This window comes from Kitasatospora sp. NPDC033851 (assembly GCF_055576085.1).
In genome coordinates this window covers 419,189-433,113 of sequence record NZ_JBVIRL010000001.1, presented here as the reverse complement: position 1 = coordinate 433,113, position 13,925 = coordinate 419,189, and the positions used below count along the sequence as shown (strand labels likewise).

At 73.1% G+C, this 13,925-nt stretch carries 10 protein-coding genes and 1 pseudogene; 4 read left to right on the top strand and 7 right to left on the bottom strand.

The features are described from left to right. Positions 1 to 18: 18 nt before the first annotated feature. Entirely contained in the window at positions 19 to 1,080 is a 1,062-nt protein-coding gene (locus ACZ51D_RS01790) for an alpha/beta fold hydrolase (protein WP_465622887.1), read from the top strand. Here ACZ51D_RS01790 and ACZ51D_RS01785 read toward each other — a convergent pair. From ACZ51D_RS01785 to ACZ51D_RS01755, 7 genes and pseudogenes are all read right to left on the bottom strand, one after another. Beyond that, entirely contained in the window at positions 1,070 to 2,374 is a 1,305-nt protein-coding gene (locus ACZ51D_RS01785) for an NAD(P)/FAD-dependent oxidoreductase (RefSeq protein WP_465622885.1), read from the bottom strand. The two genes, ACZ51D_RS01790 and ACZ51D_RS01785, sit on opposite strands and share 11 nt — an antisense overlap. Next, positions 2,374 to 2,970 (bottom strand): ABC transporter ATP-binding protein, encoded by a 597-nt coding sequence (locus tag ACZ51D_RS01780; protein ID WP_465660803.1) that lies wholly within the window; start codon positions 2,968 to 2,970, stop codon positions 2,374 to 2,376. The genes ACZ51D_RS01785 and ACZ51D_RS01780 overlap by 1 nt, the downstream gene beginning before the upstream one ends. Before the next feature lie 37 nt (positions 2,971 to 3,007). Further along, positions 3,008 to 3,151, bottom strand: a pseudogene (locus ACZ51D_RS01775) (ATP-binding cassette domain-containing protein); the annotation flags it as partial. Further along, positions 3,148 to 4,953: a dipeptide/oligopeptide/nickel ABC transporter permease/ATP-binding protein gene (locus tag ACZ51D_RS01770; RefSeq protein WP_465660801.1), complete on the bottom strand. Its 1,806-nt coding sequence runs from the start codon at positions 4,951 to 4,953 to the stop codon at positions 3,148 to 3,150. The gene ACZ51D_RS01770 and the pseudogene ACZ51D_RS01775, both read right to left, overlap by 4 nt. 1 nt (position 4,954) lies before the next feature. Beyond that, positions 4,955 to 5,923 (bottom strand): ABC transporter permease, encoded by a 969-nt coding sequence (locus tag ACZ51D_RS01765; RefSeq protein WP_465660799.1) that lies wholly within the window; start codon positions 5,921 to 5,923, stop codon positions 4,955 to 4,957. Positions 5,924 to 5,937: 14 nt separating this feature from the next. Continuing rightward, complete coding sequence (locus ACZ51D_RS01760; protein ID WP_465622878.1) at positions 5,938 to 7,521, bottom strand: ABC transporter substrate-binding protein; 1,584 nt, start codon at positions 7,519 to 7,521, stop codon at positions 5,938 to 5,940. Between the two features lie 120 nt (positions 7,522 to 7,641). Further along, positions 7,642 to 8,676 carry a 3-oxoacyl-ACP synthase III family protein gene (locus ACZ51D_RS01755; protein ID WP_465660797.1) on the bottom strand — a complete coding sequence of 345 codons (1,035 nt, stop codon included), beginning with the start codon at positions 8,674 to 8,676 and terminating at the stop codon, positions 7,642 to 7,644. A 350-nt stretch (positions 8,677 to 9,026) separates the two neighbouring features. Here ACZ51D_RS01755 and ACZ51D_RS01750 point away from each other — a divergent pair, with 350 nt between their 5' ends. The 3 genes from ACZ51D_RS01750 to ACZ51D_RS01740 all read left to right on the top strand — a co-directional run bounded on the left by ACZ51D_RS01750 (position 9,027) and on the right by ACZ51D_RS01740 (position 13,886). Then, on the top strand, positions 9,027 to 10,736 hold the full coding sequence (locus ACZ51D_RS01750; RefSeq protein WP_465660795.1) for a DUF885 domain-containing protein: 1,710 nt from the start codon (positions 9,027 to 9,029) through the stop codon (positions 10,734 to 10,736). Positions 10,737 to 11,034: 298 nt separating this feature from the next. Beyond that, complete coding sequence (locus ACZ51D_RS01745; RefSeq protein WP_465622872.1) at positions 11,035 to 11,403, top strand: DUF5132 domain-containing protein; 369 nt, start codon at positions 11,035 to 11,037, stop codon at positions 11,401 to 11,403. Positions 11,404 to 11,594: 191 nt separating this feature from the next. Continuing rightward, positions 11,595 to 13,886: an ABC transporter ATP-binding protein gene (locus ACZ51D_RS01740; RefSeq protein WP_465660793.1), complete on the top strand. Its 2,292-nt coding sequence runs from the start codon at positions 11,595 to 11,597 to the stop codon at positions 13,884 to 13,886. Positions 13,887 to 13,925 lie beyond the last annotated feature (39 nt).

The window sequence follows — 13,925 nt, the reverse complement described above, 5'->3', positions numbered from 1 at the left end:
CGACGGGACGGACGGGTCGTGAACTCCTTGCTCGCACTGCTGAGCCGGGACTGGCTTGGACTGCCGGTCGCGGTGCTGGTGGTGGCGGCGGGTGGCGGGCTGCTCGGGGTCGGCGCGGCATGGGCGGCGGCGCTCGGTGGCATGGCGATGGCTGTCGGTGTGCTGCTGGCGGCAGGATCCGTTCGTCACCTGGTGCTGGTGGCCCACGAGGGGCGGCGGGATCCCCCACCGGGGCTGTTGGTCGACGTGGGCGGTCACCGGATGCACGTCCTCGCCGAGGGGGAGGCCGGGGGCGGACCGACGGTGGTCTGGGTACCCGGCGGACACGCCCCTGGTGAGGAGTTCCGGGAGCTGCACACGATGCTGTCGGCAAGGGCGCGGTCGGTGCTGGTCGACCGCCTCGGGACGGGCTGGAGCGATGTCGGGCCCTTCCCGCGGACGACGGCGGTCGAGGCCGAGGAGTTACTGGCGGCGCTGGAGGGGGCGGGGGAGCATCCCCCCTTCGTGTTCGTCGGCCATTCCTTCGGTGGGCTGTTGGTCGCGAACGTGGCCAGGCGCCGGCCGGAGCTGGTGGCCGGGCTCGTGCTACTGGATCCGACGCCGCTGGAGGTCATCGCCTTCGCGCCGCCCAGCCGGCAGCTCGCGGCGATGCGTCGCGGCTTCCTGCTGACGGCGGTGCGGCAGCTGTTCGGCGCCCATCACGCCCCCGGGAGCCGGGCAGGACAGGGCTGCGCCGCCGCGTCGATCTTCGCCGAGCTGTCGCCGTCGGGGTTGGCGGGAGTGGGTTGGGAGACCGTGGTGTACGACGGTGATCTCGGTGACCTGCCGCTGGTGCTGGTGATACCCCGGGACCTCATCGGCGGCGAGGCGGTGCTGGCCGGCGCCCGGGACGCGGTCGAGGCCGAGCGGATCAGTCGCTTCTATCTCCGGAGCAGGACGCGGTACCTGGCGGCGTCGACGGCGTCCCGGCTGGTGCACACGCCGGAGGGGACGGGCCACGACTTTCCGCACGAGGCGCCCGAGTTCGTGGTCGGTGTGGTCGCGGAGCTGGTGCGGGAGCTGCGTGTGATCAGCCCATGACGTTCCGCGCGGGGTCCGCCCGGTTCGGGCGGTGGCGGGAGAAGGACCCCAGGTTCACGGCGTTGCCGGTGTGGTCGCCGCGGTAGCGGAGGGGCTCGTGGTCGTGGTCGTGGCCGGCCTCGATCCGGTCGACCAGGGTGGCGAGGAAGCGGCCCACCAGTGGAGCGTTCTTGAACTGGTTGCCGCTCGTTCCCATGGCGACGTAGTAGCCGTCCAGCGCGGTGCGGTCGTAGATCGGGGTCCAGTCGTCGGCGGCGTCGTACACCCCGGCGACACCGAGTGGCCGGTTGGGGACGCCGATCTCCGGGAAGCGGCGGGCTGCCCGGGTCACCTGGGTGCGGAAGCGGCGGGCGGTGGGGCGGGGGTCGGCTTGGTCCGGGTCGTCGATCCACTCCGGCCGGTCGCAGGCCGGCTCGGTACCGCCGACCAGGAGGTGGCCGCCGGGAGCCGACCGCAGGTAGGTGCCGAGGTCGAGGTCGGCGACGAGGGGGAAGGGGCCGGTGGGGCGGCTGCTCGGCGCGGCGATCTGGTGGACCTCCTCGCGCAGCGGGCGGACGCCGATCGTGAAGTCGCTGCCGACGTCGGCCAGCCGGTTGAGGCCTCCTGACCACGGGCCGGCGGCGTTGACCACGACCGCCGCGGCGATCCGGGTGCCGTCGGCCAGGCGGACGCCCGTCACCCGGTCGGCGTCCCGGTCCACGGCCACCACGGCCCGGTGGAACAGGAAACCCGCGCCCAGCTCGCCCGCCGCGTCCGCGAGGTTCTGGGCGGCGAGCTGAGGGTCGTCGACGAACCCGGCGTCCGGGGTGAACAGTGCGCCGAGCTCGCCGGACGGTCCGGCGAAGAAGGCGTCGTCGTCCACCGGCTTCGGCGGCCAGTACCGCCCGGGGTCGATCCCGGGCAGGTGTCGGCGCAGCGCGGCGGCGTCCCACCGTTCGTACGGGACGCCGGCGCGGTCGAACAGGGCGGTGACCTCCGTGGGGTCGGCGGCGGGGGAGTCGAGCAGTACGGCGCCGGTGCGGTGGAACGCGGCGAGCGGGCGGCGGCCGGTGAGTCGCAGGTGCTCGGGCCAGGATGTCCAGAGGTGCCGGGATTCCCACGCGGTGGCGACGCCGTCGAAGGTGGAGTAGTTGAACCGGATGATCGCACTGGAGGCGCTGGTGGAGCCGTGGCCGGCGGCGCCCGCCTTGTCCACGACGACCACACGGCGCCCGGTGCGGGCGAGTTCGAGGGCGATGGCGGCGCCGATCACTCCGGCTCCGACAACTACGGCGTCCGCTCGGTGACTGGTCATCAGGTCCTTCGGAACGGCAGGCGGGGCACGGAGTCGAGCAGCTCCCGGGTGTACGGGTGCTGCGGGGCGCCCAGCAGGGCCTCGGTGGGGGCGGTCTCGACGATCCGGCCGTGCCGCATGACCGCCACCGCGTCGGAGACGTGGCAGACCGCGGCCAGGTTGTGGCCGATGAACAGCATCGACAGTCCGAGCCGCCGTTGGAGTTCGCGGATCGTGTTGAGGACGGAGGCCTGCACCGAGACGTCGAGGGCCGAGGTGATCTCGTCCGCGATCAGCAAACCCGGTCCGACGGCCAGGGCGCGGGCGATGGCGACCCGCTGGCGCTGGCCGCCGGACAGCTGGCGCGGCAGGCGGTCGGCGAACCGGGGGTCCAGGCCGACGAGGCTGAGCAGGCCGGTGACGCGCTCGGTACGGGTCGGACGATCGAGCCGGTGGAAGGCGGTGGCCGCCTCGACCAGGGACTGACGGACCGTCATTCTGGGGTTCAGTGCGGTGTCCGGGTCCTGGAGGACGATCTGGACCTGACGGCCGAGCCGACGCCGGTCGCGGACGGTGCGGACCCGGACTTCCCGGCCCGTCGAGCAGGATCCGGCCACCGTGCACGGGCGTGAGTCCGACGATCGCGCGGGCCAGGCTCGACTTCCCGGAGCCGGACTCGCCCACGAGGCCGAGCGTGGTGCCCGGCGGGATCTCCAGCGACACCCCGTCGACGGCGGCGACCGGGCCGCGCGGGCTGTGGTGGCGGACGGTGAGGTCGCGGACCTGAAGGGTGGTCATGGGGCGAGGACCTCCACCGGCACCGGGTTCCAGCACGCGACCCGGTGCTCCGCGTCGAGCTCTCCCAGCGGCGGGGTCTGCTCGGCACAGTGGTCCCGACGGTGCGGGCAGCGGGGCTCGAACGGGCAGCCCGGGGCGGGCGCCAGCGGGTCGGGTGGTGCGCCCTCCACCGTGGGCAGGGGCCGGTCGCGGTCCGCCGCGAGGTCCGGTACCGAGGCGACCAGGGCCCGGGTGTAGGGGTGCCGGGTGCCGTCGGCAAGGCGGCCGGCAGGCAGGGACTCGACGATGGTGCCCGCGTACATCACCAGGACGCGGTCGCAGAACTCGCCGACCAGCGCGACGTCGTGGCTGATGAACAGGACGGCGGCGGCGGTATCGCGCCGGATGTCGGAGAGCAACCGGGTGATCTGCCGCTGCACGGTGACGTCGAGCGCGGTGGTCGGCTCGTCGGCGATGATCAGGCCGGGCCGCAGCATCAGCGCGGCGGCGATCATCACTCGCTGGCGCTGGCCGCCGGAGAGCTGGTGGGGACGCGAGCGCAGCGTGGCCGGGGGAAGGGCGACCCGGCGCAGGGCGTCGGCGGCCTCCGACAGCGCCTGGGCGCGGCTCGCGCCGCGGTGGGCTCGGACGGCCTCGGTGAGCTGGGTGGAGATCCGCAGGGACGGATTGAGTGCGGAGGCCGGGTTCTGGAAGACCATCGCCAGGCTGGTCGCGAGGTGGTGCTCGCGTTGCTTCCGCGTCATGGTGGCGAGGTCGGCACCGAGCAGGTGGAGGGCGCGCCGGGTGACGCGGGCCCGTTCGGGGAGCAGGTCGGCGATGGCGAGTGCGGTGAGTGACTTGCCGGAACCGGACTCGCCGACGAGCCCGACGATCTCGCCGGGGCGCAGGGAGAGGCTCACGTCGCGCACGGGCCTGATCACCCCGTCCGGGGTGGGGAGTTCGACGGACAGGTGCTCGACCTGGAGGGCCAGGTCGTCCTCGGCGGGCCGGTTCGGGGCGGGCGGTGGCGCGGGCGTACGGGGTGCCGGGCCGCGACGGGCGACGCCACCGGCCAGGACCTCGCCGAGCAGTTGGAAGGCCAGGGCCGCGTAGAGGACCGCCAGGCCCGGGGCGAGCGCGGGCAGCGGTTCGGCGTAGATCCGGTCGAGCCCCTGGTTGAGCAGCTGCCCCCAGTCGTAGTCGGGCGGCTGGACGCCTAGTCCGAGGAAGCTCAGCCCGGAGAGCGCGACGAGGGCCGTGCCCGCGGCCGTGGTGGTGGCCAGCAGCAGGGGCTCGGCGATGTTGGGCAGGACGTGCCGCCACAGCAGCCGGTGTCGGCGCAGGCCGAGGACCCGGGCCGCGGCCAGGTGGTCGGTGCCGGCCACCGCGACGGAGAGGGCGAGCACCGCCGCGCCGGCGCCCGCGCCGAACACGACGGCGAGGAACATCGCGACCAGTAGCGCGGGGAAGGCGAGCAGCAGGTTGATCAGGGAGGTGAGCAGCCGACGGGCGCGGCGGCCGACGACGGCGGTGGCCGCGCCGAGCAGGATGCCGCCGGTGGCGCCGATCAGGGTGGCGGCCAGTGCCAGCAGCAGGGAGGGCCGGGTGGCGGTCAGGACCCGGGCGAGCACGTCCCGGCCGAGGTTGTCGGTGCCGAACGGGTGGGCTGTGGAAGGGCTTTGGAGTACCGCGAAGGGGTCGGGGCGGTCGGCCGCGGTGCCCCACAGGAGTGGAGCGGCCAGCGCGAGGACGAGCAGCGACGTCAGCATGACCGCCGAGGTCCAGGCCATCGGTGAGCGGAGGTACCTGGGGGGAAGGGTCATCTCAGCTCTCCCGGATCGTCGAACGAGGGTCCAGCAGCGCGAGCAGCACGTCGACCATGAGGCCGGAGAGCAGCACGGTGGAGCCCAGGATCAGCACCATCGCCTGGATCACCGGGTAGTCCTGGCTCACCACGGACTGGGCCATCGCCGATCCGATGCCGGGCCAGGCGAACACCTTCTCGACCAGTACGGTGCCGGCGATCATGGCGGGCAGCAGGCTCCCGGCGACGGTGAGCGCGGCGGTGGCCATGTTGGGCGCGGCGTGCCGCAGGTAACGGTGGGCGGGGGACAGTCGTTTGCCGCGGGCGGTGCGCAGGTAGTCCTGGCCCAGTACCGTCAGCGCCTCGACCCGGACGATGCGCGCCAGGACAGCCGTGGGTGCGAGGGCGAGAGCGAGGACCGGCAGGACGAAGGACTCGGCTCCCGTCGTACCGGCCACCGGCAGCAGTTGGAGGCCGACGGCCAGCAGCGCGGTGAGCCCGGCGGCCAGCACGAAGTCCGGCACCCCGGCCAGGCAGGCGGTGGCCGCGGTGAACGCCAGCTCGCTGCGGGGGTGCCAGCCGTCGCGCGTGCGGACGGCAGCGAGTAGCCCGCCGGGCAGGGCGACGGTGAGGGTGACCAGGAAGGCCAGGCCGGCGATCTCCAGGGTGGCCGGCAGCCGGGTCTGGACCAGTTCGGCGACCGGCGTGCCGGTGACCAGCGAGGTCCCGAGGTCGCCGTGCGCCAGGCCGGCCAGGTAGTGCCGATACTGGGCGAGGAAGGGTGCGTCGAGGCCGAGTCGGTGCCGGCGGGCGGCGACCAGGGCGGGGGCGGCGTCGACGCCGAGCGCGGCGCGGACCGGGTCGCCCGGGACGAGCCGGACCATCGCGAAGGACGCGGTGAGCACGACCCCGAGGGAGACGAGCAGCCGGGCGGTGCGGCGGCCGAGGAAGGCCGCCCACGGGCGCCGCAGCAGCTGGGGCAAGGACACGACGGGCCCCCCGGTCAATGGTGGAGGCGGATGCTGGTGGGGACGATCTGGCCGCCGAAGGTGGTGGCGAAGGTGGTGCGGTAGCCGTACACGGTGCTCCGGCCGTCGGCGATCGGCAGGGCGTCGGCCGATCGGAGGAGTGCGGCGGAGGCCCGGTTCCAGGTGCCGCAGCCTTCGGTGTCCGGCTCCCGGAGGGCCTGGGCGACCAGGGCGTCGTACTCGGGGTTGGCGACGCCCGCGAAGTTGAGGCCCTGCGCGGGAGTGGGGCCGGAGAAGAACGGGATGAAGCCGACCGGCAGGGCGAAACCCGGCGTGCTGCCGACCACGATGTCGAATTCGCCGCTCTGGTACATGGCGTTGACGAGGGCGGGCAGGCTTTCGGTGACCAGTTCGACGTCTGCGCCGAGCGCTGTCCAGGTCCGGGCCATCAGTTCGGCGGCGGGTGGCAGGGTCGGTCCGAGGTCCGGGCTGGTGATCAGGCGCAGCCGGAGCGGTCGGCCGCCCTTGGTCAGTCGGCCGTCCGGGGCGCGGGTCCAGCCGGCGGCGCGCAGGGTCTCGGCGGCGTCCTGCGCGGGCAGGTTGGCGGCGGCGAGGTCGGCGTGGCAGACGGCGCCCTCGGCACCGAAGTCGGTGGCGGGCCGGCCGGTGCCGCCGACGGCGACGTTGGCGAGGCCTTGGCGGTCGAGGGCCGACACCAGGGCGCGGCGTAGCGCCGGGTCGGCGAGGGGGCGGCCGGGGCGCTGGTTGAAGAAGGTCAGCCCGACCACCGTTGCCACGTCCTCGGTGGCCAGGCCGTGGCCGGCGAGCCGGGCCCGGTCGGGCCCGTTCACGCTCGCGATGTCGACGCCCCCGGTGAGCAGCAGGTTCGCGGCGGTGGAGGCTTGGGGCACGACCGAGAGGGCGATCCGGGCCGGCAGGCCGGGGGTGGCGGTGGTCGCGCCGGCCGGGCCCCAGGTGTAGCCCTCGCGGACGGAGAACTCGTAGGGCCCGCCGAGGGAGTAGCGGGTGAGCACGTACGGGCCGGTGCCCTGGGTGGTGCGGTCCAGTGCCTCGGGCCGGTCGAGGCCGGCGGGGCAGACGATCGGCAGCAGCCCGAGGGTACGGGTGAGAAACGGGAAGGGCGCGGCGGTGGTCGCCGACACGGTGCCGGCCCGGTCGTCGGAGCTTGCGGTGAACGGGACGTTGGGGAGGACGGTCTGGGCGCCGGCCAGCTGGTTGGCCGGGTCGCCCGCGTAGGTCAGCGCCCGGGCCACGGCGGAGGCGGTGAGCGGGGTGCCGTCGGAGCAGGTGATGCCCTGGCGAAGAGTGAAGGTGGCCGCGGTGGTGGTGGACTGCCAGGAGGAGGCGAGGCCGGAGACCACGGTGCCGTCGGGGGTGGTGTTGACCAGCGAGTCGTAGGCGTAGCGGGCCTGACCGGACCCGAAGGTGGAGTACGGGTTGAAGCTCGGCGTCTCGCTGGACTCGGCGATCCGGACGGTCCCGTGGTCGACGAGCGCCCCGCTCGTCGAGGACCGGGCGGCGCCTCCGCAGCCGGCCACCGCGATGGCGGTGACGGCGGCGGCGACCGCCCGGGCGGTCGGCTGGGTACGACGGGGCATGGGCGTCATGGTGTCACCGAGTGTTGTCGCTGGCGAGTCAACTCGCTTGTTCTGCACAGGTGTTCGGGTTTCATTGGAGGGCGGGACCGCTTCGGATATTCCTTCCTGGGGTGATCGGGGTCAGGCGTGCCGGAGGCAGAGGGTGCCCCATTGGAAGCCCGCGCCGATCCCGGACAGGACGTAGGTGTCCCCTGGCCGCAGGTCGCCTGCGGCGACGGTCGAGTGGAGCGCGGTGAACAGGCCGGCTGATCCGGTGTTGCCGAGCCGGTCGACGGTGACGGGAACGCGATCGTGCGGCACGTCCAGGGCGTTCATGGTTTCGGTGAGGATGTTCAGGTTGGCCTGGTGCAGGAAGTAGTGCCGGATCCCGGCGACCGGTACGCGGGCCTGCCGGGCCGCGCTGGTGATGCTCTCCGGCAGACGTGTGGTGGCGGTGTCCCAGACGGCGCGGCCGTTCATCCGCAGGTAGTGGGCGCCGGCCGCCAGGGTGGCGGAGGTGGTGGGCAGGCGGGAGCCGCCGGCGGGGACCTGGACGTCGTAGGAGAGCTGGGAGCCCAGGTCGTAGGAGAGCAGCCCCGCCCCGGCGGTCTCGCTGCGGGTGAGCACGACGGCGGCTGCGGCGTCGCCGAAGAAGACGCCGGTGGTGCGGTCCGTGGGGTCGGTGATCCTGGAGGCGCAGTCGGCTGCGAGGACCAGGACGGTGCTGATGGAGGGGTTCTGCAGCAGGTGGGCGGCGATCAGCACGGCTTGGACTCCGGAGGCGCAGGCCGCCTGGGTGACGTCCAGGGCCAGGGCCCGGTGGGCGCCCAGGGCGTCCTTGACGATCAGCGCCGTGGACGGCAGGGGCTGGTCCCAGGTGTACGTTGCGACGATCACCGCGTCCAGCCGGTCGGGGGTGGCGCCCGCAGCGTCCAGGGCCTGGTGTGCGGCGTCGACGCACATGTCGGAGGTGGCCAGCTCCGGGGCCAGGCGGCGGCGTTCACGGATGCCGGTGCGGCTGGTGATCCATTCGTCGGTGGTGTCCAGGGTGCGGGTCAGCTGCTCGTTGGTGATGACGGTCGGGGGCAGATGCATTCCGGTCCCGGCGATGGCGAACGGGACGGGTAACCCCGTGCCGGTGTGGTGGTGCACGGGCGTGTCCTGGGTGAGGGTCATGTGACGGTGCTCCGCTCGGGCGCGATCGAGGACCTCCGGGGCGGCGTGGAAGCGCCCGGAGGAGCAGGGCTCGCCGAGCACGGTATGCGGGGTGGCCGGGGCTGTGAGGGCGCGGACCCGTCCTGGTGCGTCCCACGCTTGTCACGCACCAGCCGTTGCCCCACGAACAGAACGCCTGTACGTAAGGTGATTTCCGGATGTCCAGGTTGATGCGGCCTTCCGTATGGGGCGTGGCGGCACCTGCGCGGAACGTGCGGAGGCCGCTGTCTCCCGGCCGGAGGTCACCCGTTCGAGGGGCGAGCGGCGGCTGTACCGCGGACCGGGCGGCCGAACGCCGCCACACTGGCCGTATGAGCACGAGTGCGAACGGACCGGGCCGGGAAATCGGCCATCTGGTGGACCGCTACTGGGCGTTCCTGCTGGAGCGCGATCCACTGCTGAGAGTCCGCCAGGGGCTCCCGGTCGAGACACTGCCCAGGGCGTCCCTCGCCGAGGCGGAGGAGCGGGCGCGGTTCGCCAAGAAGGTGCTGGGCCGGGTGCGGGCGCTCGACGGCGCGAGGCTGTCCGGTGCCGACGCCGACACCGCCGCGTTCCTCACGGGGCTGGCCGAGCAGGAGCTGCGCGCCCACCGCTGCTACTGGCTGACGCCCGTGGCCACGCCGTACCGGCTGTTCCCGCTGTCGCTGTACACCGACGCGGTGCTGCGCCCCTTCCGGTTCGCGGAACCGCCGGACTGCGAGCGGTACTTGGGGCTGGTGCGCGAGCTGGCTGGGGTGATCGGCTCGATCGGGGACAAGGTGGTGGGTCAGGCGGCGCACGGTTTCCGGGTGCCCGTCCCGGCACTGGCCGGGGCACGCGCCACGCTCGCGGGCCTGCGGGCGTCGGCGACGGGCCGGGCGGAGGTGGCCGAAGAGCGGCTCGCCGGGCTGGGGGCGGCCGCACGCGGGCGTGTCCGGGACGGCGTACGGCGGCTGGTGGAGGCCGAGTTGACGCCGGCCTTCGACCGGCTGCTCGCCGTCCTGGACGACCCGGCCTATCTGAGCTCGGCGCCGCAGACCGTCGGCTGGGCGCAGTACGAGGGCGGGGAGGAGGCCTACCGGGAGTTCGTCCGGATCCACAGCGGGGGCGACGCGACGCCAGAGCGGCTGCACGCGCTCGGCCGCGAGCAGTGCCAGGAGCTCGCCGAGCGGATGCGGGAGGTCCGCACCGCCCTCGGATTCCCGGGCCCCGAGGTTGAGTTCCACGAGCGGCTGCGGACCGAGCCCCGGCTGTACGCCCGGACGCCGGAGGAGGTCGAGGCCCGTTACCGCGGCCATCTCGACCGGCTGGCCCCGGTGCTGCCGCGCTTGTTCGCCACCCTGCCGCGTGCGCCGTACGGGCTGGCCCGGCTGGACCCGGCGCTGGAGCCGGGGATGACCTTCGGCTACTACGAGGCTCCGACCGCGGCCGATCCGGTCGGGCGCTACCGCTACAACGGTTCGGACCTGGAGCGCAGGTCCCTGCTCGGCTCGGCCTCGCTGATCCTCCACGAGCTGGCTCCGGGGCACCACTTCCACCTCGCCCGCCAGGCGGAGGACCGGTCGCTGCCGCAACTGCGGCGAGAGGCAGCGGAGTTCGGTGCTTTCAACGAGGGCTGGGCCGAGTACGCGGCGGGCCTCGGCTGGGAGGCGGGTCTCTATGCGGATCCATGGGACGCCTATGGGCGCCTGGCACAGGAGCGGTTCACCGCCCAGCGCCTCGTCGTCGACACCGGGCTCAACCTCGGGACGATGAGCCTGGAGCAGGCGCGGGAGTTCATGAGCGCCAACTCCACCGAGTCGGACGGCCAGATCGCCTCTGACCTGCTTCGCTACTCGACGGACCTGCCCGGTCAGGCGCTCTCCTACCGGGCCGGCTTCCTGGAGTTCGGCCGGCTCCGGTCGCGGGCCGAGGCGGAGCTGGGGGCCGGGTTCGATGTGCGGGCCTTTCACGAGGCGGTACTGGGGGGCGGGGCGTTGCCGTTCGCGGGACTGCGGCGGAGGGTGGCGCGTGAACTCGGCCTTCCAGGCGATCCCGAATGAGTATGAAAAGCAGGTAAGCGTATTGGCCTGTGTAGGGGTGCGCTGCAATTCAGGGTGCGGGAGAAGGCCATAAGCGCTCACAAGAGTGAACCGGCGGAGGCTGCTTGGCTCTGGCGGGCATGGTTCGACTACGGTGGCAGAGAGATCGGGCGGCGAGTGCCGTGTGCGGTAATTCGGTCCGGTAGGTGCATCCCGGATTCCGAGGTGGAATGCTTCCGTCCGCCCGGCTGTTCGCTGCTCCGGTGTTCGCAGTGTCCGGGTTCCCTGTCATACCTATGTGTAGAGAGGATGGAGCATCATGCCGCCCGTAGTACCGCCCTTCCTGATCGGCCTCGTCGTCGCACCCCTGGCCAAGCGTCTGCTCAAGCCGCTGCTGCGCGGAGTCGTCAAGACGTCCGTCGGCATCGCGATGGAGGTGAAGAAGGCCGCCCACGAGGCCGGGGAGAACATCCACGACCTCGCGGCCGAGGTGGCCGCCGACATGGTGGCGGCCCAGATCGTCGCCGGTGACACCGGAGCCCGTGCGGGTGACGGTCAGCACACCGACGAGAACGGCGCCCCGAGCGCCGCGAAGGACGAGGCCGTCGAGCGGGCCCGACGGGCCGCCGAGGAGGACCCGAGGGCCCCCAAGATCCGTGCGACCGCAGGCGCCGGCAAGGCGAACTGACGGCCCGTCCGGAACCCAGGCCGCCGTCGGGTGCGCATTCCGATGAATTTCGAAGGGATGCGCCCCGACGGCGGCCGACTGCAGGCCGGTCAGCCGCAGCGCATTCGTCGCCAGACTTTCCCACTCCGCCGTCGCAATCCGTCGTATCAGAGACGGTTTTCCGCGACCTCCGCAAACAGGTGATCGTACACATGCCATCGCTACTGGGCGCCGCAGCCGGATTCCGCTCCGTGGAATTGGACGCGAGCCCGCGCTCGGTCACTCCGGGCCGACAGCGCTGGGACGTCAAGCTGGTGCTCGGACGGCCCCGGAGGGCCGAGGTGCTCGCCGCCGCGCTGCGCCGCGTTCCCGGGATCACCGAGGCCCAGGCCAATCCGGTCACCGGCGGGGTGCTCGTCCGGCACGATGCGCGAGTGCGTGCCACGGACGTCGGCCGGATCGTCCGCAAGGCCGTCGCCCTGGTCGCGGAGGGCCCGGCCAGAACGGCCGCCCCCGCCGGGCCCGCCGCCGCACCGGCCCCGCGGGCGGACCGGGGCCTGGTCGTGCGACCGGTGCTCGCCGTCGGCGGAGGGGTCGCGGCCGGGATCGCGCTGATCAAGGGGTCGGCGCTGAGCAGGCAGTTGGTGGCGGTGGGCGGGGTGGCCGCAGCGACCGCAGCCGTCGTCCGGAAGGCCTGGCACAGAACGGTCGACGCCTCCCGCGGCGCTGCGGGGCCCGGAGCCGAACGCCACCCTTTGCTGGAGATCGTCGGACCGCACCGTGCCCGCCTCTACCGGGCCGCCGCGCTCTCGGTCTCCTGCCAGATCTCGGAAATGGCGCTCGGCACCTTCCTCGGCTGGACCGGACTGGTCCTCATCAAGGGTGAGGCAGCGCCCCTGGTCAGCCTCGGCCTGACCACCGCGTCCGCTCAACTCCTGGGCTTGGCCGGACTGGTGGCCGCCGCCTGCGCCGCCGTGGCGGGCCTCTCGTACGCCTCGAACCGGCAGTGGCGCAGGCTCGGCGGGGACATCGAGCACGACTGGCGCAGCCGCACCTACCGGCACGTCCAGCACCTCGAACTGGGACACCTGGAGGGCGAGCGGACCACCCGGGTGGCCGGGGCGCTCACCGACGACGTCGGCCAGCTGGGCGCCTTCTTCGCCGGCCCGGCCAACGACGTGCTGCAACTCGGCACCAGCCTGGCCCTCCTGGTGCCGGCGTTCCTGCTGCTGGCGCCGCAGATTGCCTGGATCGCGTTCCTGCCGATCCCGGTCATCGCCTGGCTGTCGCTGCGCCACCAGGACAAGGCTGCGGCCGACTACGCCGTCACCGGCGAGCGCCGGGTCATGCTGGGCAGCCAGGTGATCAACTCGCTGGAGGCGAGCGCCACCGTCAAGAGCTTCTGCACCGAGGACTACGAGGCCGAACGCATCGACGGGTTGAGTGAGGCGGCCCAGGAGAGCAGGACGCAGACCGACCGGAGCACGCTCCGCCACGCCGAGACCGTCCGGGCCTGCACGACCGCGTCGATGGCGGGCACCCTGCTGATCGGCGGCCGTTCGGTGCTCAACGGCACCCTGCGCTTCGAGGTGTTCAGCCCGCTGATCGGGCTGCCCCAGATGCTGCTGATGCGGATGAGCCGGCTCGGCGGCATCGTCGACCAGTACCAGCGCACCCTCGCCTCCTACGACCGGGTCCGGCGGCTGCGCGCCCTGCCCGTCGAGGCCGGCGGCAGCAACGGGACGCTCGACCCCGCCGAGGTGCGGGGCGAGATCGTCCTCGACGGGGTCACCTTCGCCTACCCCGGCCGGCCGGCGGCATTGGAGGACCTCTCGCTGACCATCCCGGCGGGGCAGGTGACCGCCCTGGTGGGCGCCACCGGCTCAGGCAAGACCACGATCGCCAAACTGCTGATGCGCTTCCAGGACGCCGAATCCGGCAGCGTGCTGCTCGACGGCAAGGACGTCCGGGAGCTGCGACGGCACGACCTGCGCCACGCCATCGGCTTCGTCGCCCAGGACCCGTTCCTCTTCGACGGCAGCATCGCCGACAACATCCGCTACGGCACCTTCGCGGCCTCCGACGAGGCCGTGGTCCGGGCAGCCGGCATGGCCGAGGCGCACACCTTCATCGCGACGCTGCCGGACGGCTACGACACCCTGATCGGAGAACGCGGCACGGCGCTCTCCGGCGGCCAGCGGCAGCGGATCGCCCTGGCGCGCGCGATCCTCAAGGACCCCCCGGTCGTCATCCTCGACGAGGCCACCTCCGCCGTGGACAACGAGACCGAGGCCGCCATCCAGCGCACGCTCCGCAGCTTCGCCGCCGACCGGACGATGGTCGTCATCGCCCACCGGCTCTCCACCGTCCGCCACGCCGACCGGATCTACGTCATGGACAAGGGCGGCGTCGTCGCCGAACAGGGCACCCACGACGAACTGCTCGCCCTGCACGGACTCTACGCATCCCTCTGGCAGCTCCAGGCCGGCGAACTCGCCGCCTGACCACAGCAGCAGCGCCCGCCCGCCGACCGCGTGACGATA